The sequence below is a fragment of the Klebsiella oxytoca genome (assembly GCF_009707385.1).
In the GTDB taxonomy this organism is placed as follows: domain Bacteria; phylum Pseudomonadota; class Gammaproteobacteria; order Enterobacterales; family Enterobacteriaceae; genus Klebsiella; species Klebsiella oxytoca_C.
In genome coordinates, this window is the sequence record NZ_CP046115.1 from 2,102,217 (window position 1) to 2,123,203 (window position 20,987).

Sequence of the window (20,987 nt, forward strand, 5' to 3'; positions counted from 1 at the left end):
CTAATATCCGGCGGCGGAGCCGTTGCTGCGCGGATCGCTGGCCCCCTCAAACAGGCCGTTGGGATGACGAACAATCGCTCCCGCATGGCCCATGGCTTCGCTAAAATCGGCCAGTACTTCAACGTCATGCCCCAGCTCGCGCAGGCGGGCGATGCTGTCAGCGCTGAAGCGGCCTTCCAGCTTCAGCGAGTCGGAGGTCTGTCCCCAGGTACGCCCAAGCAGCCAGCGTGGTCGGGTGATGCTTTCCTGCAGCGGCGCGTTTTGCATGACGTAGCGGGTGAAGATAGCGGCCTGGGTTTGCGGCTGACCGTCGCCGCCCATCGATCCGTACACCATCACCCGGCCATCGCTTAGCCGCGCGGCGGCGGGATTCAGAGTGTGAAACGGCTGTTTGCCGGGCGCCAGCGCCAGCAGGTGGCTCGGGTCGAGGCTGAACGATGCCCCGCGGTTCTGCCAGACAATGCCGCTCTCCGGCAGCACTACGCCGCTGCCGAATTCGTGGTACAGGCTTTGGATAAAGGAGACCGCCAGCCCGCTTTTATCGATCACCCCCATCCAGACGGTATCGCCCGGGCCTTTGCCCGTGCCCCACGGAGCCGCCCGCTGGTCGTCGATGTTATCCGCCAGCGGCTGCAGCGCCGCCGGTGTCAGCAGGCTCTGGATATCGACATCAAGGTGGCGCGGATCGGTGATATGCGCGTCGCGCAGGCCGAAGGCCAGCTTGGTCGCCTCCACAATACGGTGGACGGTCATCGCATCGTCGGCGTCGGCCATCGCCAGCCGGTCGGTGATGCCGAGGATCGCCAGCGAAACCAGCCCCTGGGTCGGCGGCGCGAGGTTCCACAGTTCGCCGTGCTGATGTTCGAGCCTGAGCGGTTGCGGGCGGCGGGCGCGGTGCTGCTGCAGGTCGCTGAGAGTCACCGGCAGTCCGTACTTTTCCATACCGCGGGCCAGCTGCGCCGCCAGCGGCCCGCGATAGAAGCTGTCTAAGCCTTCTTCGGTTAATCGGCGCAGGGTGTTCGCCAGCGCCGGCTGCAAAAAGCGGCTGCCGGCCTTCGGCGGCTGGCCGTCCACCAGAAAGGTTTCGGCGAATCCGGGCTGATCCCGCAGCTCGTTGAATTTACCGGCGGTGGCGCTGGCCTGCGAGGCGGTAACCGGGATACCGTTCGCGGCGTAGCCGATAGCATCCTCCAGCAGACGCCCCAGAGGCAGTTCGCGACCGGTCAACTCATACGATATCTTAAGCGCTTCGTCCCAGCCGCTGACGGTGCCCGCCACGGTCAGCGCTGCCTGCGGGCCACGATGGGGAATGTGCGCCAGCCCGGCGTAGGCCTGCGGCGTCGCCTGCGAACCCGCCGCGCCGCTGGCGTCAATGGCGATGGGGTCGCCCTCGGGCGGCACGATAAGCCAGAAACCATCGCCGCCGAGGCCGTTCATATGCGGATAAACCACCGCAATGGTCGCGGCGGCGGCAACCATGGCTTCGATGGCGCTTCCGCCTTCGCGCAGTACCGCCAGCGCGCTTTGGCTGGCCAGATGATGGGGGGCGACCGCCATCCCGTGGGCGGCAACATGACTTTGCATGACTTTTCCTCAATTAAGCGACTCGTCCGCTGAGGGTTGCAAAAGCTGTTCCATATCTGAACGTAAAGTTTCAGCCGCTGCCGACACCGCGCATTTTTTGCGGAACTGGCATGCATTATGAAAGCTGATACGGTTATGATGCGGTGAAACAAAAGTTACAGAGGTCTTATGCAACAGCTTGATGAACGACTCAAAGAGCAGTACCCGTCTTTATCACCGCAGGAACAGCGGGTGGCGGATTTTATTTTCGATCATTTTGATGACCTGATTAGCTATAACAGCGCAGAGCTGGCGCAGCTCAGCGGCGTGTCGAAAGCCACGGTCAGCCGGCTGTTCAAGCGCCTGGGCTATGAAAAGTATAAGGATATGCGCGATGAGCTGCGTACCCTGCGCCAGAGCGGTATGCCGCTGACCGATAATCGCGATGCGGTGCAGGGCAACACCCTGCTGGCGCGCCACTATAAACAGGAGATGGCTAACCTGACCCAGTGGGTTAACACCCTGGATGCACAGCAGTTTGCCGAGTCGATTCAGGCAATGGTTGCCGCCCGGCGCATTGTGATTGTCGGCATGCGAAACGCTTATCCTGCGGCGCTGCATCTGCGTCAGCAGCTGTTACAGGCGCGCGGGCAGGTGCAGGTGCTGCCGCAGCCGGGACAAAGCTTAAGCGAGGAGCTGGTGGATTTAACCGCCGAGGATCTGGTGGTGGTGATGGCATTCCGCCGCCGACCGCGGATTATCCGTCCGCTACTGCAGCAGCTGCAGAGCAGCGATATTCCGGCGCTGCTGATGTGCGAGCCGCAGGCCCACGGCCTGTTTCCGCTGGCGCGCTGGCGGCTTTGCGCGCCGCTGGATAGCGTGTCGGCCTACGACAGCTACGCCTCGGTCAACAGCCTGATCAATCTGCTGTCGAACGCCTTTTTGCATGAAATTCTCGATAAAGGCCGCCCGCGCATTCACGATATCGCCACCCTTTACCAGCAGCTGGACGAACTGGAACAACGATAATGGGGCGCCAGCGTGGTGCCTTGCATTGTTCTGGTGCGATAGAATAGTGGGAGAATGCGCTGCCATTTCCTCCCACACCTCTACTTTCCTTTGTATTACCTGCTGTTATTTGCCTTTTCAGCGACCGCATTACGCTGGAACTTTTCTGGCACATTAGTTGCAAAAGTGGATTTAAAGAATCTTTTGTTTCATGCTAACGTAACGGGTAAACATCATGAAAAAACTATTGATCGCACTGGCCGGGGCCGCCTGTCTGTTAACCAATCTGTCAGCGGCGAAGGCTGACCAGCTCCAGGATATTGAAAAGCGCGGCGTGATCCGTATTGCGGTGCCGCAGGATTTCCCGCCGTTTGGCTCGGTGGGCACCGACCTTCAGCCGCAGGGTTACGACATCGATATGGCGCGCTATCTTGCCAAAGAGATGAAGCTCAAGCTGCAGCTGGTGCCGGTGACCAGCGCCAACCGCGTGCCTTATCTGCAAACCGATAAGGTAGATCTGGTGATTTCCAGCCTCGGTAAAAACGCCGAACGCGAAAAGGTGATCGATTTTAGCCGCGCCTACGCGCCGTTCTTCCTCGGCGTATTTGGCGCGAAAGGCGCTGAGCTGAAAGACCCGGCGGCGCTGAGCGGTAAAAGCGTTGGCGTAACCCGCGGCGCGGTGGAGGACATGGTGCTGACCAGCGTGGCGCCGAAAGAGGCGCAGATTAAGCGCTACGAAGACAACAACACCACGCTGTCGGCGTACCTTTCCGGTCAGGTGCAGTATGTGGCTACCGGTAACCTGGTAGTGGCGGCCATCTCCCGGCAGAACGCCGATAAAGCGCCGGTGCCGAGCTTTATGCTGAAGGATTCGCCGTGCTTTATCGGCCTGAAAAAGAACCAACCAGCCCTGAAGGCGAAAGTGGATGCGCTGATTGAGCAGGGGGTAAAAGACGGTACCCTCAACGGGTTGTCTGAGAAGTGGCTGAAAGCGCCGCTGCCTGCCAGCCTCGGCGCGTAAGGTCCGGGCATGACGGAGCAACTTCATTTCTCTGCGCTCTGGCCGCACTGGCCGGAGCTGCTGGCGGGGCTGTGGGTGACCATCCAGCTAACGGTGCTGGCGACGGTCGGTGGCCTGATGATTGGCATCTTCGGCGCCGCCATCCGCAGCGGGCGGCCCACGTGGTTCAGCCGGATGTGGGGCGGGTATGTCGAACTGATTCGCAACACGCCGTTTGTGGTCCAGCTGTTTTTTATCGTTTTTGGCTTACCGAACCTGGGGCTAAAGATGACGGCGGGCGAGGCCGCTCTGCTGGCGATGGTGGTCAATCTTGGGGCCTACAGTACCGAGATCGTGCGCGCCGGTATTCAGGTCACGCCGAAAGGGCAGTGGGAGGTGGGGCGCGTGCTGGGGCTGACCCGGACGCAGACCTTTATTCAGGTGATTCTGCCGCCCGCGCTGCAGCGCATTTATCCGGCGCTGGTGAGCCAGTGCATTATCGTCATGCTCGGTTCGTCGGTAGTGTCGCAGGTCTCTTATGAAGAGCTGACCTTCGCCGCCAACCTGATCCAGTCGCGCACCTTCCTCAGCTTTGAGGTCTATCTGGTGACGACGGGAATTTATTTAGTGTTGTCGATAACGATGCGCCAGCTGCTGCTGGCGGCAGGACGTAAATGGCTGGGGGTGCAGGCATGATGACCACCTTTACCGATTGGGACATTGTTCGCAATCTGCTGCTGGCCGGACGCTGGACGGTGCTGCTGTCGCTGGTGGCGTTTCTCGGCGGCGCGCTGGTCACGCTGCCGCTCCTGCTGCTGCGCATGACCGGCGGGCGCCAGATAAAGCGCCTGATCCGCGGCTATGTTGAGCTGTTTCAGGGGTCGCCGCTGCTGATGCAGCTGTTTCTTGCCTTTTTCGGCGTGGCGCTGTTCGGCATCGACGTTTCGGCGTGGACCGCGGCGTCGCTGGCGCTGACGCTGTATACCAGCGCGTTTTTGCTCGATATCTGGTTTGGCAGCATCCGCGCGCTGCCAAAAGGGCAGTGGGAAGCATCGCGCTGTCTGGGGCTGAGCTTTAGCCAGACGCTGTATCGCGTCGTTGCGCCACAGGCGCTGCGCATCGCTATCGCCCCGACGGTGGGGTTCGCCGTGCAGGTGATTAAGGGCACGGCGCTGGCGTCGATTATCGGCTTCGTTGAGCTGACCAAGGCGGGCACCATGCTGACCAACGTGACGTATCAGCCGTTTAAAGTCTTTGCGCTGGTGGCGCTGGGCTACTTCATTCTGTGTTATCCGCTGTCCCGCTACAGCCGTTATCTGGAGAACAAATTCAATGCCTCTCATCACCATTAATCAGATGCAGAAGTATTACGGTGATAATCACGTGCTCAAGGGCGTCGATCTGGATATCGATATGGGCGAAGTGATCTCGATTATCGGCCGCAGCGGGTCCGGCAAAAGTACGCTGCTGCGCTGCATCAACGGCCTGGAAGGCTATCAGGATGGCAGCATTAAGCTCGGCGGGATGACTATTACCGACCGCGACTCGCAGGCGCGGGAGATCAGCCGCTCTATCGGCATGGTGTTCCAGAACTTTAACCTGTTCCCGCATATGACGGCGCTGGAAAACGTGATGCTGGCACCGCGTCGGGTGCTGAAGAAGAGCGCCGCCGAGTGTCGGGAGCTGGCCCAGCGGATGCTGGAAAAGGTCGGGCTTGGCGACCGGCTCGATTACTACCCGTCCAGCCTTTCCGGCGGCCAGCAACAGCGCGTGGCGATTGCCCGCGCGCTGGCGATGTCGCCAAAAGTTTTACTCTGTGACGAGATCACCTCGGCGCTGGATCCGGAGCTGGTTGGCGAAGTGCTTAAAGTGCTGGAGCAGCTGGCGGCGGAGGGCATGACGCTGATTCTCGTGACCCATGAAATGAATTTTGCCCGCGAAGTGGGCGACCGCGTGGTGTTTATGCATCAGGGGCGCGTCTGGGAGCAGGGGGACAGCAAAACGCTGTTCGCTAACCCGCAGACCAGCGAGCTGAAGCAGTTTATTTCATCCGTGCGCGGCCTCAATCAATAAGGACTTAACGATGGATATCACACAGTTTTCGCAACTCAATCCGCCGGCGCGCCTGCTGATGGGGCCCGGCCCGATTAACGCCGACCCGCGCGTGCTGCGCGCCATGTCGAGCCAGCTGATCGGCCAGTACGACCCGGCGATGACCCTCTATATGAACGAAGTGATGGCGCTGTACCGCGGCGTATTTCGTACTGAAAACCGCTGGACGATGCTGGTGGATGGGACCTCAAGGGCGGGGATTGAGGCGATTCTGATTTCGGCTATTCGGCCGGGTGACAAGGTGCTGGTGCCGGTATTTGGCCGCTTCGGCCATCTGCTGTGCGAAATCGCCCGCCGCTGCCGGGCGGAAGTGCATACCACTGAAGTGCCGTGGGGCGAAGTGTTTACCCCGGACCAGGTGGAGGATGCCGTCAAACGTATTCGTCCGCGCCTGCTGCTGACGGTGCAGGGCGACACGTCGACCACTATGCTGCAGCCGCTGGCGGAGCTGGGGGAGATCTGCCGCCGCTACGACGTGCTGTTTTACACCGACGCCACCGCTTCGCTGGGCGGCAACCCGCTGGAAACCGACGCCTGGCAGCTGGATGCGGTTTCGGCGGGGATGCAAAAATGCCTTGGCGGCCCGTCCGGCACCTCGCCGATTACCCTCAGCGCGCGCATGGAGGAGGCGATTCGCCGCCGCAAATGCGTCGAAGAAGGGATTCGTACCGATGCCCACCGCGACGGCGACGAGGAGATGATCTACTCCAACTATTTCGATCTCGGCATGGTAATGGACTACTGGGGGCCGGAGCGCCTTAACCATCATACCGAGGCCACTACCGCGCTGTTCGGCGCCCGCGAATGCGCGCGTCTGATCCTCCAGGAGGGGCTGGATAAAGGCATTGCTCGCCATAAGCTGCACGGCGATGCGCTGCTAAAAGGCATTCAGGCGATGGGGCTGGAAACCTTCGGCGATCTTAAACACAAGATGAACAACGTGCTTGGCGTCGTCATCCCGCAGGGGATTAACGGTGACCAGGCGCGGAAACTGATGCTGGAAGATTTCGGCATTGAAATCGGCACTTCGTTCGGCCCGCTGCACGGCAAGGTGTGGCGGATCGGCACCATGGGTTATAACGCGCGGAAAGATTGCGTGATGACCACGCTCAGCGCGCTGGAGTCGGTACTCAACTATCTCAAATTCCCGACCACTCAGGGCGCCGCGATGCAGGCCGCATGGGATCACTATCACAGCGAGAGCGCGCAATGAGTCAAACACAACGCCAGCAGGCGGATATGCAGCAGGCCGCGGCCCGGGTGATGGCCCGCGCCGATGAGCTGGCGGCGATCAGCGAAACGCCGGACGCCCTGACCCGGGTTTATCTCTCCCCACAGCATCTTGCGGCTAACCAGCGGGCGGCGCTGTGGATGACCCAGGCCGGGATGACCGTGTGGCAGGACAGCGTCGGCAATATTTGCGGCCGCTATGAGGGGAAGCAGGAGGGCGCTCCGGCCATCCTGCTGGGGTCGCATCTTGATACCGTGCGCAACGCCGGACGCTATGACGGCATGCTCGGCGTCCTGACGGCGATTGAGGTGGTACACAGCCTGCACCGACAGGGGCGACGGCTGAAAAAAGCCATTGAGATTGTCGGCTTTTGCGATGAAGAGGGGACGCGGTTCGGCATTACGCTGCTCGGCAGCCGCGGGCTGACCGGTACCTGGCCTGAGAGCTGGCTGGCGCAGACCGATGCCGATGGCGTCAGCGTGGCGCAGGCGATGGTGCTGGCCGGGCTGGATCCGGCGCGTATCCATCTTGCCGCCCGCCGCCAGGAGGAGATTGTCGCCTACCTCGAACTGCATATCGAACAGGGTCCGTGCCTCGAGCAGGAAGGTCTGGCGCTGGGCGTAGTGGAAGCAATCAACGGCGCGCGTCGCCTGAACTGCCGCTTTACCGGCGAGGCCGGTCACGCCGGAACGGTGCCGATGAGCCATCGTAAAGATGCGCTGGCCGCCGCCGCCGAGTGGATGGTGCTGATAGAGACCCTGACCCGCGAGCAGGGCGGAAACCTGGTCGCCACGGTGGGGACGCTGCGCTGCGCGCCCGGCGCGGTTAACGTTATCCCCGGCGACGTTACGCTGACTCTGGATATTCGCGGGCCGCACGACCAGCCGCTCGATGCACTGCTCGAGACGCTGCTGACGAGGGCACAGGCGATTGCCGCCCATCGCCAGCTGCAGTTCAGCGCGGAAGAGTTTTACCGCATTGCCGCCACCGCCTGCGATAGCGGATTGCAGCAGGTACTGAGCAAAGCGGTGCAGGAGGTGCAGGGGCGTTCGCTGACCCTGCCGAGCGGCGCCGGACATGACGCTATCGCCATCGCCGAACGTTGGCCGTCCGCCATGCTTTTTGTCCGCTGTAAAGGCGGCATCAGCCACCATCCCGCCGAGTCGGTTATCAGTAACGATGTGGCGTTGGCGATCGAGGCTTATTCTCGTGCGGTGTTGGCGCTGGGAGAGGTGAAATAACCGTCGCGGCAATATTTGGCGGTACACCGCGTTGTGTTTCTTTTTCTGCCTGAGAAAAACCGCGCAAAACGCGGCCCTAACCGGCGGTAGGGGTATTTACCTTTAACCGTCGGTTTAAACTGTTTGCCGGGTTTGAGCCTGAATAACTTATCATCGCCGGGAGTGTAGCGAACGCTCCCGCTTGCCATAAAAAAGCGCTTTGCGTGAATCCAGCGCCATTAAGGAAATTACCTCTACGCTCTGACAACCAGGGCCGCGATGTAAAGCCCCAGGGCAAATACCAGATGTGCGATCGCGCTGAACATTCTGGCCAGCCACGGGCGAGGCGTTCGGGAGGCGGCCAGGCCAAAACCTAATGCTGGCTGGAGGAGTATAAACGGCGCAAATAAAGTTAACGCGCCGGCTAGCAGACCTGTTGTAAGTGAAGGCGCGTTTAACCAGCCTGATCCGTTCAGTACAAGCGGGACAAAAGCAAAAACGATCCCGGTAAGATAGTGAAATACCCAGCCAGTAAATAACTCCCCGTGTATTCCCGGCGTTGAAATGATGGTGTTATGACAAAGCTTTCCTCTGGGTAACCATAATATCCAGCGGCCAACCAGGGCATAGTTTAGCGGTGGTACTTTGAGAAGGTGTTTCTGACAGAATGACCATAAATCCATAACCAGCGTCGCGCCAATGCCCGTTATGGCAGTTTTAAGAATAATAATCGTCTCCACGGTGTACTCCTTTCCGAATGAATGTCAGGCTGATAGCCAGTGTGCAACTTAAAGTGAGGTTTAAGTCAATGATGAAAGAACTGGATATCCGCCAGGTTGCTGACTTTTCCGGCGTTAAGCCCTCTGCATTGCGGTATTACGAAAAAAAGGGATTAATTCAGCCGGTTGGCCGGAATGGTTTAAGAAGGCAGTATCATGAAAATGTGCTTAATAAACTGCAACTTATTGCGCTGGGGCAGGCGGCAGGGTTTACTTTGGATGAACTGGCGGCGATGTTCGCTACCGAAGGTAAGATAGATTTAGACAGGGCGCTGCTGCAGCAACGTGCAAAGGAAATCGACGCCACTATTCGCCGATTACAGCTGTTGAGCCGCGGGCTCAAGCATGTTGCCCGTTGCACCCAGCCCGAGCATATTCATTGTGAAGAGTTCAAAAGGATTGTTGCGAGAGGTTTGAAACTCGTCAGGTAAATATTTCGCCATCCGTATCTCTTTATTGCTGCTGACGACGTCGAGGCCCCGTTCGCGCACTGCCAGTTGGGTAACTTCTGATGCCAGCCATCGCTGTTCGTTTAGGGCCTGCTCCACAGGAGCCGTTGATGAAAAACGCGCTCTATAAGGTGAAAAATAACGGCTGCGGACGGGTTGAGTGGGCCGGCTGACTCACCCCTGCTGGACGCTGCGGCAGTGGCGGCGGTATTCGGAAGGAGAACGCTCGGTGTAGCGTTTGAACACCCGGCAGAAATAGTTGCTGTCGACAAAACCGCAGTTGTGGGCGATCTCTTTGACTTTGAGATCGTAGCCGCGCAGCAGCTTTTTGGCTTTTTCCAGGCGTACGCTGGTGAGAAATTCATTAAAGCCGACGGAGCCTGATTTCTGAAAAATATGCGAAAGATAGTTGGGCGTAATATGGAAGCGTTTCGCTACCGACTCGCGAGTCAGGGGCTGGCTGAGATGCTCTTCCAGATAATCCTGTACGGCCATAAACAGATCGCGGCTGCGGCTGACGCGCATCTCCAGCCCGACCAGCTGCTCAAGACAGTGGCTCAACAGCGCGGAGACGACCAGCCTGGCGGTAACCGGATCCGGCTGCAGGCAGATCTCATTGAGCGACAGCAGCAGATAAGAGCCTACGCGCGGCCCCAGACGAGCGACGTTCTGCTTTTCCGTCCGCAGCTTCTTGCCGTCCCAGTACTGTACGCAAAACCCAAGCTTCTGACGGCCGAACAGAATGCTTAAGGTTGCTGCCGGTCCGCTCCATTCCGGCAGCGTCCATTTGCCCGCCTGTACGTAGAGGACCTGCGAAGCAGACAGCATAGTTTCCGACAGCGGTAGCCCGCTCTCCTTTAGCTCGCCCTCAAGCACAATCTCCAGTCGCGGAAAAGGCACCTTAAAAGCCAGCGCGGGCTCTGAGATATCCGGGTCGGGGAACCTGACGTGCAGATTATCTTTCTGATTTACTAAACGATTTAAAATATCCGCCAGATCGTTAATCATTCCGTAGGCCTTAGAAGAGAACTATTATCCTGTTGATTGTAATCTATTTTATCAGCAGTGGTTTGCTCTGTATCAGACTACTTCGCGAATGAGTGGCCGGGAATCGATAGTGAAACTGCTGGACTTTGATAGCCATCACACTTTTCCCGGTCGCGTACGCTTGTCCAGTTTTTCGTAGTTTTGCCCTCATGTATTCCGGGACGGCGCAGATTAGAGTTTGTTTTGTGTTATCGATAAGTTAAGGAATATAAATATGGAACAACAATCTGCGGTTTACCTGGATGCGCTGGGAGCAAACGTTGAACTGAGCGCGCAAATGAAACATGAGCTGGATACCCTTGGCTACACCGTCGTGCACAACGTGGTGGACGCGGAATGGCTTGAAGCGATGCGCACCCTTATCGATGCCATTGTTGAGAAAGAGGGCGATAACCTGGCGATTGAACATCATCAGGAGGCCACGGCAACGCGTATTGCCAACCTGATTAATAAAGGGGTGATTTGGGAGAAAGTGTGGTCACATCCGCTGATCCTTTCCGCCTGTCAGCACGTTTTTCAGGGTGATTTTAAAGTCTCCAGCCTGAACGCGCGCGAAGCGCTGTTTAACGGCGGCCATCAGCCGCTGCATGCGGACTGGAAAAAGCCGCGTCACGATTTTCCGAAAGTGCATCTGGTGAATACCATCTGGGCTATCGATGACTTAAGCGCGGAAAATGGCGCGCCGCGTATTATTCCCGGCACTCACTTGCGCCCGGAACTGCCGGAAGAAGTGCTGGATGACCCGGAGCAGGCGCATCCAGATGAGATTGTATTTGCCGCGCCGGCGGGCAGCGTGATGATTTATAACGCCCACGCCTGGCACGGCGGGACGCGCAATCTTGTCGGAAGCAGAAGACGCGTGCTGCATGGTTTATACATCGACCGGGCAGATACCGCGCAGCAGGATCAGCGGCGCTGGCTGACGCCGGAAACCGCCAGTCGCTTGACGCCAGCGCAGAAATGGCTGCTGGACGTGGAGTAAGAATCGCGTGCAATTGTAGCCCCGGTAAGCGCAGCGCGACCGGGGAAAACCTGAAACTGCCGAAGTGTTATTTAGTGTTATTTCCCCGGGCCGCGGCGCAAGCGCCTTGCCCGGGCTACAAAATCACAGGTGCGCTCAAGGGATCTCAATATAAACCACCGGTTTTTTCATAATGTATTTAACCGCTTCGACAATCTGCTGTGGCTGCAGCAGAAAGGTTTTGATGCTGGTCTTAATGGTGCGAATGCCGCTAAAGCGCCCGGCATCATCAATTTCAATATCCGTCACCAGCAGAACAACGTCGGCGTGAGCAATATCGTCAGGCGTAATTTTATTCTCAACCCCCAACGCTCCCTGCGTTTCAATTTTGATATTCCATTTCTCCTGGTGGCCGACCTTTTCCAGGCGCTCGGCCGCCATATAAGTATGAGCGACACCGCTTACGCAGGCCGTTACGGCAACGATATTGAAATCCATAGCATCCTCCAGGCGTTATCCGCCGATGGTTACGCTAAAACCGGCCTGTTCGGCCAGCGTTTTGAATGGTTGAATCTCAGATTCTTCGGGCGCTTTAATCATCGACATCGACCATCTTTTTCCCAGTAAGTGATATTTCGGTTCTCCGTACTGATGGAACGGCAGAAGATGAATTTCGGGCAGCTTAAAGGGGGCCAGAAACGCCAGGATCTGGCGGAAATTCTCTTCATTCAGGGTGAATCCCGGAATTAACGGTACCCGGGGGATCACGCGGATATTTGCTTCCACCAGGCGGGTAAAGTTATCGAGTACCCGCGGCATATTCATCAACAGCTGCTCCCGGGCCTGCGCTTCATCCATGATTTTTAGATCGAACAGCACTTCGTCGCACTCTTTTGCCACCGGTAAAAAACGGCTAAAAGCGGTATCGCCCGCCGTTTCAATAGCGGTTCTGATTCCCCATTCGCGCAGGCGCTGCAAAAAACGTGTAGCAAATTCAGCCTGCATCAGCACTTCGCCGCCCGAGAGGGTAACGCCGCCGCCGGAGGCGCGGAAGAAAACCTCATCCTTCAGCACCTCTTTAAGCAGATTATCCAGCGTGATGTCGCGACCAATTTGCTCCCACGCGCCGGAAGGGCATTCGACAACATCCTGCTGGCAGCGCGAGCAGCGCAGACATTTGCTTTCCCGGCGCACGGTTTGAATTTTCGGTGAAATTGACTCCGGGTTGGCGCACCAGGGACAAGCGTGCGGGCAGCCCTTAAAAAAAACGACGGTGCGGATCCCCTGACCGTCATTCAAAGAGTAGCGCTGGATGTTAAAAATGCGCGCCTTATCGGCGCGCGTTTCTATCACCTCACAGCTGATGCGCGGTGCGGCGGATAATGTCATCCTGGATCTCCTGCGACAGCTCGACGAAAAATGCGCTGTAGCCCGCAACGCGCACCACCAGACCGGCAAAATCCTGCGGCCGCTGCTGGGCTTCACGCAGCGTATCGGCGTTCACCACGTTGAACTGAATATGCTGTAACTTCAGCTTGGTGAATGCCTGCAGGAAGTCGGCCAGCTTATTGAGGCCGCTGTCACCGGCAAGCGTTGCCGGAGTGAATTTAACGTTCAGTAGCGTACCGTTGGACAGCAGATAGTTATCCAGCTTGCTGACCGACTTAAGCACCGCGGTTGGTCCCTGCGCATCCTGGCCAAGCATCGGCGACAGCCCGCCGTCCGCCAGCTGTTCGCCGGCCAGACGGCCGTCCGGGGTGGCGCCGACTACCGAGCCGAGCGGCACGTGGGCGGATACAGTATAGGAGCCCGGCGTAAACTGACCGCCGCGCGGGTTCTGGTATTGCTCAACCTCTTTGCAGTAGAAGCGCAGCAGGTCGGCGCTGATGTTGTCCACTTCGTCGATATCGTTGCCGTATTTCTCAAAACGGTTGATCAGGCGAGCGCGGATTTTTTCGCCTTCCGGCGTCTGGAAGTTGGCTTTCAGTACCGCGATCAGTTCAGCAAAGCTCAGGCGTTTCTGCTCAAAGACCATCCCTTTTAGCGCGTGCAGCGAATCGCTAAGATTAGCGATGCCGATGCCCTGAACCCCGGAGAAGTTATAGCGCGCGCCGCCTTCGGTAATATCTTTGCCGTTCTGCACGCAATCTTCAATAAATGAAGAAAGCAGGGGCACCGGCGCCCAGTCGCGATGGCCGATATCGCAAATATTGCTGCCTTCGACCATCAGCTTAATGTAATAGCGAATCTTGTCGCGGATTTGGTTAATCAGGCCATCCCAGGTGATATCAGGATTGCTTTCGTTTTCCAGCATTACGATTTCCATGACCTTCAGCAGGTTAAACATGGCGATATCGTGCAGGCCGTAAGTGCGTCCCGGGATCGACAGCTCAACGCAGCCGACGACCGAGTAATCCCGCGCGTCTTCGAGCGATACGCCGCGGTTGAGAAACGCCGGAATGACCACTTCATCATTGAAGATTTGCGGGATACCGGTACCGAGGCGGATGGTTTCTGCGGTTTTGCGCAGGAAAGGACGGTCGATAAGCTCGTTGACCCGTACGCCGAGGTTTGGCTGCGGCAGACGAACGTTTTGATAGGCATCGAGGGATAAAAACGACAGGATGTTTACCGCGCTGCGTCCGGTCTCGGTCAGACCGCCAAGCAGGGCGGTATAGCCGGTCGGGAAGCCGGCAAAATAGCGCGCGCTGCTGGTTGAACGCAGCAGGACAATATCGTTGCACTTCACCCACAGCGACTCCAGCAGCTCCTTAAGGAACTGCGGATCCTGGCCGCGATTCAGCGAAGCCTGATAGTACGGCAGCATGTACTGGTCAAAGCGACCAAGCGAAATGGAGCTGGCGTTGGATTCATACTGCAAAATGATGTTCATATACCAGAAGAGCTGGCAGGCCTGCCAGAAATCTTCCGGGCGGTGCAGAGCATTATGGCGGGAAATTTCCGCGATAGTCTGCAGCTCTTTGCGGCGCTGCTCATCATCGCAGCCGGCGGCCATTTCATCGGCAAGCGCTGCATAGCGCAGGATATGGCGCTGAGACGCCTCCAGCAGGATCAGCACCGCCTGATAAAAGCTGTTCTGCGGATGTTGCTTAATCACCGCTTTAATCTCCGATACCAGCGCGGAGAGGCCGTTTTCCAGCAGGCGAGGGTAGTCGATAATAATATGCCCCTGGCCTTTGTCGGTCTGGTTAACGCTAAAAATCTGCGTACTGACGGCGTTCTTTACTTCATCGGTCATCTGGGCGTTGATGAAGTCTTTCATCGAACGATTTTCCCAGTAAGGGAACAGCTCTTCGCGGTAGATGCGCTTGTCTTCTTCACTGATGTTGAAGCGGTCCTGCGGGCGGGTCGGGAACTGGTCCAGCTCCTTGAGCAGCCAGTAGGGATCCATCTCCGGAGACATAATTCCGGCGCGTGGTTTAATCGTTCGGTTACCGGCAATCAGTTCATCATCACGAATCGAAATCTGCACATGATCGAGGATCCATGCGGTCGCTTTCGCGCGGCGGATCATCACCGGCTCCCCCTCTGTCTGTTTGTGGCTTGCGGTGTAGAGTAGTGCTCGCTCGAGGGAGATTTCACGCGGGTTGGCGAACAGACGGTCTTTTAAGCGTTGAGTGCGATTAGTCATGACAAACTCCATGTTATTTTGCGGGGCGCAGGCCGCGCCCCGTGATTTATACCCGTCATACTTCAAGTTGCAGGAGCGTTGGCTGTGTCACCTGGCTCATCCATGAGCCTCGCCCCTACGGGGCCAGCGCTAGCGCTGTTCAAGTCACAAGTCCCCCATCCTGCAACCCGGATTATCCAGGGTATATTCAGGCATTCTGAGAAAGGTGGCTGTCGATTTTGTTCATAATGGCTTCAGCGCGCTTCACGGCATCGCTGATATTGACGCGCACGATAGTTTTTCCGGCAAAACGCTCTTCGAATTTGATGCCGATATCCTTTGTCAGGATTACCATGTCGGCGCTGGCGACGTCTTCCGCCGTCAGTTCGTTCTCAATGCCGATAGAACCCTGGGTCTCGACTTTAACCTGCCAGCCCTTGGCTTTAGCGGCGCTTTCCAGTGATTCGGCGGCCATATAGGTGTGGGCAACACCAGACGGACAAGCGGTAACGGCGATAATTTTAGTCATACAATATTCCTTCCAGCGTTTCAGTTAATTTCGAAATCAAGATCCATTTCGTCATCGGCTTTAGCGTCTGACGTTTTCTTTTTCGCAAGGGCTTTGAGCAGGATGACGCAGGCGGCGCTGACGATGGCGCCTACCGCCAGTCCGGCAATAAATCCGCCTTTACCTTCGACTACCGGCAGGACGATCAGTCCGCCCCATCCGGCGTAGCACTGGGCGCCAAGCAGCGCGGCGGTTACGCAGCCGGCAGCGGCGCCAATCATGTTGGCGGGGATAACGCGCAGCGGGTCGGCGGCGGCGAAGGGAATAGCGCCTTCGGTAACACCAACGCATCCCATTACCAGCGCGGCTTTACCGGTTTCGCGCTCTTCAGCGGAGAAGTATTTACGTCCAATCAGCGTTGCCAGACCCATACCCAGCGGCGGTACGGCGATACCTACGGCGGCGATGGCAACCACGGTGTAAACCCCCTGGGAGACGCAAATCAACATGAAGGCGTAGGCGACTTTGTTCACCGGACCGCCCATGTCGAAAGCCAGCATCAGGCCCATAATGATGGCGAGGATAATGATGCTGCCTTCCTGCATTCCCTGCAGCCAGCTGGTCAGGTTGGTAGTCAGGGCGCCAATAGGCTCACCGAGGCCCCACATCATGATCCCGGCGGTGATAAAGGTGCCGATAATCGGGATAACGAAGATAGGCATCACCGAGCGCAGCACCTTGTGTACCGGGATTTTTTTCAGGTAGTAGACCACCAGACCGCCAATAAGACCGGCAATCAGCGCGCCGAAGAAACCGGCGCCGAAGCTATTGCCGACCCAGGCGCCTATCGCGCAGGGGGCCAGCGCAGCGCGGTCAGAGATGGAGTAACCGATATAGGCTGCCAGAAACGGCACCATCAACGTCAGACCAGCCACGCCGATGTCGAACAGTTTCTTCAGATTAGGATCCGTGGCAACATCGGGCACCGCGCCCTTGCCGTACAACATGACGGAGACTGCCAGTAAGATCCCACCGGACACGACAAAAGGGATCATGTGTGAAACCCCGGTCATGAGGTGCTGGCGTGTATTTTTTAATATTTGCACCAGTTCGTTCATCTTTATTCTCCTGAGCGCTGTGTGGCCCGTGACTGAGTTGATGTCTCAACATTAGAAAAAGGGCGGCGCATAAAATAGTAGAGAAAAAGTGCATTTACTGGATATTTGTAAGGTGAGGGGAAAATTGGGATCCACCTCAAATCTTAGTGTTTATGGGTTTTTTAACCATCTGCGAGGCTATTTGTGACCGTGAGCATAAAAAAGATGCTCGCATACAATTATCCAGTAATTACCACATTTATCGTGTAGTGGCGGGGGAATTCTTTCTTTACCTTTTGGATAAATACGCATTATTCAGGAGGAAGGCGATGGCTCTGGTAATTGAATTTGTATGTGATTTGCCCAATGGCGTACATGCGCGTCCGGCAAGCCTGGTAGAGACGTTATGCAATACTTTTTCGTCTTCGGTCGAATGGTTAAACACCCGCACGGAAGGGCGAGGGAATGCGAAAAGCGCGCTGGCGATTATCGGCACCAACACAATCAAGGGAGACAGCTGCCGGCTGATTATCAGCGGTCAGGACGAACAGCAGGCGTTTGAGGCGCTGTCGGCGTTCATTACCGATGAGTTCCCGCACTGCGATGCGCCGCTGCCGACGGTGGAACAAATGGACGTTCAGCCGGTTCCCGAATCCCTCTCACGCCTCAATCCTACTCTGTTTCTCGCCTTACCGGTGTGTGCCGGAAGCGCCGGCGGCAGGCTCACCCATCTTAAGTCTCTGGACCTGCGCGATTTAGGCGAGCTGCCTGCCGCGGGGGCCATCGAACAGGAACAGGCTGCGCTGGACAGAGGCTTGACGCTGCTGGTGAAAAATATTGAGTTTCGCCTGCTGGATAACGACGGTACCGCCAGCGCTATCCTTGAAGCGCATCGTTCGCTGGCTACCGACGCCTCGCTGCGCCAGCACCTGCTGGGAGGGCTGCTGACCGGCCTGAGCTGCGCCGAAGCGGTCGTTGCCACCGGGGAGCATTTTTGCGCCCAGTTCAGCGCTTCCGGCAACAGCTATTTGCAGGAGCGCGTGCTGGACGTCCGTGACGTCTGCTTCCAGCTGCTGCAGCATATCTACGGCGAGTCGCGCTTTCCGGCTCCGGGTAAGCTGACGGAGGAGTCAATCTGCCTCGCCGATGAGCTCACCCCCAGCCAGTTCCTTGAACTGGATAAAACCCTGCTTAAAGGCTTGCTGCTGCGCAGCGGGGGGACCACGTCACACACGGTGATCCTCGCGCGCTCGTTCAATATTCCCACCCTCGTGGGCGTCGATATGGAGGCGCTGCTGCCGTGGGTTGACCAGCGGGTACAGATCGACGGTAACGCCGGGCTGGTAGTGGTCAAGCCCGACGAAGCGGTAGCGCGTTACTATCAGCAGGAAGCCTGGGTTCAGGCGCAGATCCGCAGCCAGCAGCAGGCGTGGCTGGATAAAGAGGGGCGTACGGAAGACGGTATTCGTCTCGAAGTGGCGGCGAACATTGCCCATTCGGTCGAGGCTACGGCGGCGTTTAACAACGGCGCGCAGTCGGTAGGCTTGTTCCGCACCGAGATGCTCTATATGGACAGGCCCAGCGCGCCGTCGGAAAATGAGCTTTACAATATCTTCTGCCAGGCGCTGGAGCCTGCCAACGGGCGCAGCATTATCATCCGCACCATGGATATCGGCGGCGATAAGCCGGTGGCTTACCTCAACATCCCGGCGGAGAACAACCCGTTCCTTGGCTACCGGGCGGTACGTATTTATGAAGAGTATCAGGCGCTGTTCCGCACCCAGCTGCGGGCGATTCTGCGCGCTTCCGCGCATGGCGCGCTGAAAATTATGATCCCGATGATCTCCTCGATGGAGGAGATTCTGTGGGTGAAAGAGCAGCTGGCGGATGCCAAACAGTCGCTGCGCAGCGAACATATTCCGTTTGATGAAAAGATCCCGCTGGGCATTATGCTTGAGGTGCCGTCGGTGATGTTTATCATCGACCAGTGCTGCGAAGAGATTGATTTCTTTAGCATCGGCAGTAATGACCTGACCCAGTATCTGCTGGCGGTGGATCGCGATAACGCCAAGGTGACGCGCCACTATAACAGCCTCAATCCGGCATTCTTACGGGCGCTGGATTACGCGGTTCAGGCGGTGCATCGTCAGGGGAAATGGATTGGCCTGTGCGGCGAGCTGGGGGCTAAAGGTTCGGTGCTGCCGCTGCTGGTGGGGCTGGGGCTGGATGAGCTGAGCATGAGCGCGCCGTCGATCCCGGCGACCAAAGCGCGTCTGGCGCAGCTTGATAGCCGGGCCTGCCGTCAGCTGCTTAATCAGGCGATGCAGTGCCGGACATCATTAGAGGTGGAACATCTGCTGGCCCAGTTCCGCATGACCCAGCAGGACGCGCCGCTGATTACTCCGCAGTGCATTACGCTGAACAGCGACTGGCGTAGCAAAGAGGAGGTCATTAAGGGCATGACTGATAATCTGCTGCTGGCCGGGCGCTGCCGCTATCCGCGTAAGCTGGAAGCCGATCTGTGGGCCCGCGAAGCGGTGTTCTCCACCGGTTTAGGGTTTAGCTTCGCCATTCCGCACAGTAAATCGGAGCATATCGAGCAGTCGACCATCAGCGTCGCCCGTCTGGCGCAGCCGGTAGCCTGGGGTGACGACGAGGCGCAGTTTGTGATTATGCTGACTCTGAACAAACATTCGGCGGGCGATCAGCATATGCGTATTTTCTCGCGGCTGGCGCGGCGCATTATGCATGAGGAGTTCCGGCAATCGCTGGTGACCGCGGAGAGCAGTGAGGCGATCGCGACGCTGCTGCAGCGCGAGCTGGAGCTGTAGTTCGAGCCGGAGAATCTCCCCGGTTGCGCTGCGCTTACCGGGGCTACGGGTTTCCAGCCGTCTGCGGGGCGGTGTTCGTGCAGCTACGATATGCCTCTGAAACGACGTGATATACAGCGATGCCCTGGCCCCCGCTGAAATCGGCGAGCCGGAGGACCGAAGACAAGGTCTGGCCGCCAGGGATGGCGGCCAGAGGCGAATCGAGACAGTGATGTCGAGTTGAGCCGACCGCAGGCTGAGGACCGGGAGGTGAGCGCAGTGCGCAGCACCGATTTCTATGCGGGACCGCGGGGATTGTAAAGGGGGAGACGGTTTTCTCCCCCTTTACCCGTTCACGTACCACGGTAAGACATTTTCTGCGGGATAATAGTGAACGGAACCCCTACCACACCGTCCCGGAGGCGGCGCTTACACGCCTGTCCGGGCGACTTTTATCCGGCAATAGCCTGACAAATCGCTTCGCCCACCTGCTGGGTGGAGGCGGAGCCTTTCATATCCGGCGTCTTTGGCCCGCTGGCGATGGTCTGCTCAATCGCCGCCAGGATACCGTCATGGGCGGCCTGATAGCGCGCATCCCCATTGCCGAGGAAATCGAGCATCATCGCGCCGGCCCAGATGGTAGCAATCGGGTTGGCAATATTTTTGCCGTAGATATCCGGCGCCGAACCGTGTACCGCTTCAAACAGCGACGGGAAGGTGCGATCCGGGTTGAGGTTTGCTGACGGAGCAATGCCGATGGTGCCGGTACAGGCCGGGCCGAGGTCGGAGAGGATATCGCCGAACAGATTGGAGCCGACCACCACGTCAAAACGCTCCGGCTGCAGCACAAAACGGGCGCACAGAATATCTATATGCTGCTTATCCCATTTCACTTCCGGATAGTGCTGCGCCATCGCTTCGACGCGCTGATCCCAGAAAGGCATACTGATGGCGAGGCCGTTGGATTTGGTCGCTGAAGTTAACGTTTTGCGCGGGCGGCTTTGCGCCAGCTCAAAGGCGTAGCGCAGGATGCGGTCCACGCCGCGGCGGGTAAACACCGACTCCTGAATCACCACTTCATGTTCGGTTCCCGGATTCACATGGCCGCCAATGGCGGAATACTCCCCTTCGGTGTTTTCTCGCACCACGTAGAAATCGATATCGCCGGGCTGTTTACCCGCCAGCGGGCAGGGGACGCCGGGGAACAGGCGCACCGGGCGCAGGTTAACGTACTGGTCGAACTCGCGGCGGAACTTCAGCAGCGAATCCCATAGGGAGATATGATCCGGGACGATATCCGGCCAGCCGACCGCGCCGAAGTAGATGGCGTCAAATTCTTTCAGCTGCGCGTGCCAGTCGTCGGGCATCATTTTGCCGTACCGGGCGTAGTAATCGCAGCTGGCCCATTCGAAATGCTCGAAGCTTAACGCCAGTTCCCAGCGTTCGGCGGCGGCCTGCAGTACGCGAATGCCTTCAGGCAGCACCTCTTTTCCGATGCCATCCCCGGGGATGGCGGCAATACGTAAGGTTTTATTCATCGTTGTTCTCAGTTTGAGGTAAGGAAAATTGAC

Annotated in this window: 19 protein-coding genes; 10 read left to right on the forward strand and 9 right to left on the reverse strand. The window is 57.9% G+C overall.

The window, feature by feature from the left end:
• The gene (hpxW, locus tag GJ746_RS09645; protein ID WP_154679992.1) at window positions 1-1,584 is read right to left on the reverse strand and encodes an oxamate amidohydrolase; all 1,584 of its coding nucleotides are present in this window, start codon (window positions 1,582-1,584) and stop codon (window positions 1-3) included.
• Between the two features lie 168 nt (window positions 1,585-1,752).
• Here hpxW and hpxU point away from each other — a divergent pair, with 168 nt between their 5' ends.
• The 7 genes from hpxU to hpxK all read left to right on the forward strand — a co-directional run bounded on the left by hpxU (window position 1,753) and on the right by hpxK (window position 8,155).
• On the forward strand, window positions 1,753-2,592 hold the full coding sequence (gene hpxU, locus GJ746_RS09650) for a MurR/RpiR family transcriptional regulator HpxU (protein ID WP_154679993.1): 840 nt from the start codon (window positions 1,753-1,755) through the stop codon (window positions 2,590-2,592).
• Between the two features lie 214 nt (window positions 2,593-2,806).
• Window positions 2,807-3,592 carry a transporter substrate-binding domain-containing protein gene (locus GJ746_RS09655; RefSeq protein WP_154679994.1) on the forward strand — a complete coding sequence of 262 codons (786 nt, stop codon included), beginning with the start codon at window positions 2,807-2,809 and terminating at the stop codon, window positions 3,590-3,592.
• 9 nt (window positions 3,593-3,601) lie between these two features.
• Window positions 3,602-4,267 carry an amino acid ABC transporter permease gene (locus tag GJ746_RS09660; RefSeq protein ID WP_154679995.1) on the forward strand — a complete coding sequence of 222 codons (666 nt, stop codon included), beginning with the start codon at window positions 3,602-3,604 and terminating at the stop codon, window positions 4,265-4,267.
• Window positions 4,267-4,923, forward strand: a complete 657-nt coding sequence (locus GJ746_RS09665; RefSeq protein ID WP_195908853.1) for an amino acid ABC transporter permease — start codon at window positions 4,267-4,269, stop codon at window positions 4,921-4,923. Before GJ746_RS09660 ends, GJ746_RS09665 begins: the two co-directional genes overlap by 1 nt.
• Window positions 4,904-5,644, forward strand: coding sequence for an amino acid ABC transporter ATP-binding protein (locus GJ746_RS09670; protein ID WP_004100907.1), 741 nt, complete (start codon window positions 4,904-4,906; stop codon window positions 5,642-5,644). Before GJ746_RS09665 ends, GJ746_RS09670 begins: the two co-directional genes overlap by 20 nt.
• Window positions 5,645-5,654: 10 nt before the next feature.
• Window positions 5,655-6,896: a pyridoxal-phosphate-dependent aminotransferase family protein gene (locus GJ746_RS09675; protein WP_154679996.1), complete on the forward strand. Its 1,242-nt coding sequence runs from the start codon at window positions 5,655-5,657 to the stop codon at window positions 6,894-6,896.
• Window positions 6,893-8,155: an allantoate amidohydrolase gene (gene hpxK, locus GJ746_RS09680; RefSeq protein ID WP_154679997.1), complete on the forward strand. Its 1,263-nt coding sequence runs from the start codon at window positions 6,893-6,895 to the stop codon at window positions 8,153-8,155. The genes GJ746_RS09675 and hpxK overlap by 4 nt, the downstream gene beginning before the upstream one ends.
• A 233-nt stretch (window positions 8,156-8,388) precedes the next feature.
• On the opposite strand, the gene GJ746_RS09685 is transcribed toward hpxK, so the two are convergent.
• Window positions 8,389-8,862, reverse strand: a complete 474-nt coding sequence (locus GJ746_RS09685) for a DUF2938 domain-containing protein (RefSeq protein ID WP_195908854.1) — start codon at window positions 8,860-8,862, stop codon at window positions 8,389-8,391.
• 83 nt (window positions 8,863-8,945) lie between these two features.
• Between GJ746_RS09685 and GJ746_RS09690 the strand changes: the two genes are divergently transcribed.
• A complete protein-coding gene (locus GJ746_RS09690) occupies window positions 8,946-9,344 on the forward strand; it encodes a helix-turn-helix domain-containing protein (protein WP_154682683.1) in 399 nt (132 codons plus the stop codon).
• 192 nt (window positions 9,345-9,536) lie between these two features.
• Here the strand turns inward: GJ746_RS09690 and GJ746_RS09695 are convergent, their stop codons facing one another.
• A complete protein-coding gene (locus GJ746_RS09695; protein WP_154679998.1) occupies window positions 9,537-10,370 on the reverse strand; it encodes a helix-turn-helix transcriptional regulator in 834 nt (277 codons plus the stop codon).
• A 253-nt stretch (window positions 10,371-10,623) separates the two neighbouring features.
• On the opposite strand from GJ746_RS09695, the gene GJ746_RS09700 reads away from it, so the two are divergent.
• Window positions 10,624-11,391, forward strand: coding sequence for a phytanoyl-CoA dioxygenase family protein (locus GJ746_RS09700; RefSeq protein ID WP_154679999.1), 768 nt, complete (start codon window positions 10,624-10,626; stop codon window positions 11,389-11,391).
• A gap of 135 nt (window positions 11,392-11,526) precedes the next feature.
• On the opposite strand, the gene GJ746_RS09705 is transcribed toward GJ746_RS09700, so the two are convergent.
• The 5 genes from GJ746_RS09705 to GJ746_RS09725 all read right to left on the reverse strand — a co-directional run bounded on the left by GJ746_RS09705 (window position 11,527) and on the right by GJ746_RS09725 (window position 16,627).
• Window positions 11,527-11,868, reverse strand: a complete 342-nt coding sequence (locus GJ746_RS09705) for a PTS fructose-like transporter subunit IIB (RefSeq protein WP_154680000.1) — start codon at window positions 11,866-11,868, stop codon at window positions 11,527-11,529.
• Between the two features lie 15 nt (window positions 11,869-11,883).
• Complete coding sequence (locus GJ746_RS09710; protein ID WP_154680001.1) at window positions 11,884-12,759, reverse strand: [formate-C-acetyltransferase]-activating enzyme; 876 nt, start codon at window positions 12,757-12,759, stop codon at window positions 11,884-11,886.
• On the reverse strand, window positions 12,725-15,022 hold the full coding sequence (locus GJ746_RS09715) for a formate C-acetyltransferase (protein ID WP_154680002.1): 2,298 nt from the start codon (window positions 15,020-15,022) through the stop codon (window positions 12,725-12,727). Before GJ746_RS09715 ends, GJ746_RS09710 begins: the two co-directional genes overlap by 35 nt.
• Window positions 15,023-15,209: 187 nt before the next feature.
• Window positions 15,210-15,530 (reverse strand): PTS fructose-like transporter subunit IIB, encoded by a 321-nt coding sequence (locus GJ746_RS09720; RefSeq protein WP_004100938.1) that lies wholly within the window; start codon window positions 15,528-15,530, stop codon window positions 15,210-15,212.
• Between the two features lie 20 nt (window positions 15,531-15,550).
• A complete protein-coding gene (locus GJ746_RS09725; RefSeq protein WP_154680003.1) occupies window positions 15,551-16,627 on the reverse strand; it encodes a PTS fructose transporter subunit EIIC in 1,077 nt (358 codons plus the stop codon).
• 308 nt (window positions 16,628-16,935) lie between these two features.
• On the opposite strand from GJ746_RS09725, the gene ptsP reads away from it, so the two are divergent.
• Window positions 16,936-19,437 (forward strand): phosphoenolpyruvate--protein phosphotransferase, encoded by a 2,502-nt coding sequence (ptsP, locus tag GJ746_RS09730; RefSeq protein ID WP_154680004.1) that lies wholly within the window; start codon window positions 16,936-16,938, stop codon window positions 19,435-19,437.
• A gap of 431 nt (window positions 19,438-19,868) precedes the next feature.
• On the opposite strand, the gene GJ746_RS09735 is transcribed toward ptsP, so the two are convergent.
• Window positions 19,869-20,954 carry a tartrate dehydrogenase gene (locus GJ746_RS09735; RefSeq protein ID WP_154680005.1) on the reverse strand — a complete coding sequence of 362 codons (1,086 nt, stop codon included), beginning with the start codon at window positions 20,952-20,954 and terminating at the stop codon, window positions 19,869-19,871.
• Window positions 20,955-20,987 lie beyond the last annotated feature (33 nt).

Coding starts and splice junctions, on each gene's coding strand:
- hpxW (WP_154679992.1), bottom strand. CDS start 1,584: ATGCAAAGTCATGTTGCCGCCCACGGGATGGCGGTCGCCCCCCATCAT.
- hpxU (WP_154679993.1), top strand. CDS start 1,753: ATGCAACAGCTTGATGAACGACTCAAAGAGCAGTACCCGTCTTTATCA.
- GJ746_RS09655 (WP_154679994.1), top strand. CDS start 2,807: ATGAAAAAACTATTGATCGCACTGGCCGGGGCCGCCTGTCTGTTAACC.
- GJ746_RS09660 (WP_154679995.1), top strand. CDS start 3,602: ATGACGGAGCAACTTCATTTCTCTGCGCTCTGGCCGCACTGGCCGGAG.
- GJ746_RS09665 (WP_195908853.1), top strand. CDS start 4,267: ATGACCACCTTTACCGATTGGGACATTGTTCGCAATCTGCTGCTGGCC.
- GJ746_RS09670 (WP_004100907.1), top strand. CDS start 4,904: ATGCCTCTCATCACCATTAATCAGATGCAGAAGTATTACGGTGATAAT.
- GJ746_RS09675 (WP_154679996.1), top strand. CDS start 5,655: ATGGATATCACACAGTTTTCGCAACTCAATCCGCCGGCGCGCCTGCTG.
- hpxK (WP_154679997.1), top strand. CDS start 6,893: ATGAGTCAAACACAACGCCAGCAGGCGGATATGCAGCAGGCCGCGGCC.
- GJ746_RS09690 (WP_154682683.1), top strand. CDS start 8,946: ATGAAAGAACTGGATATCCGCCAGGTTGCTGACTTTTCCGGCGTTAAG.
- GJ746_RS09695 (WP_154679998.1), bottom strand. CDS start 10,370: ATGATTAACGATCTGGCGGATATTTTAAATCGTTTAGTAAATCAGAAA.
- GJ746_RS09700 (WP_154679999.1), top strand. CDS start 10,624: ATGGAACAACAATCTGCGGTTTACCTGGATGCGCTGGGAGCAAACGTT.
- GJ746_RS09705 (WP_154680000.1), bottom strand. CDS start 11,868: ATGGATTTCAATATCGTTGCCGTAACGGCCTGCGTAAGCGGTGTCGCT.
- GJ746_RS09710 (WP_154680001.1), bottom strand. CDS start 12,759: ATGACATTATCCGCCGCACCGCGCATCAGCTGTGAGGTGATAGAAACG.
- GJ746_RS09715 (WP_154680002.1), bottom strand. CDS start 15,022: ATGACTAATCGCACTCAACGCTTAAAAGACCGTCTGTTCGCCAACCCG.
- GJ746_RS09720 (WP_004100938.1), bottom strand. CDS start 15,530: ATGACTAAAATTATCGCCGTTACCGCTTGTCCGTCTGGTGTTGCCCAC.
- GJ746_RS09725 (WP_154680003.1), bottom strand. CDS start 16,627: ATGAACGAACTGGTGCAAATATTAAAAAATACACGCCAGCACCTCATG.
- ptsP (WP_154680004.1), top strand. CDS start 16,936: ATGGCTCTGGTAATTGAATTTGTATGTGATTTGCCCAATGGCGTACAT.
- GJ746_RS09735 (WP_154680005.1), bottom strand. CDS start 20,954: ATGAATAAAACCTTACGTATTGCCGCCATCCCCGGGGATGGCATCGGA.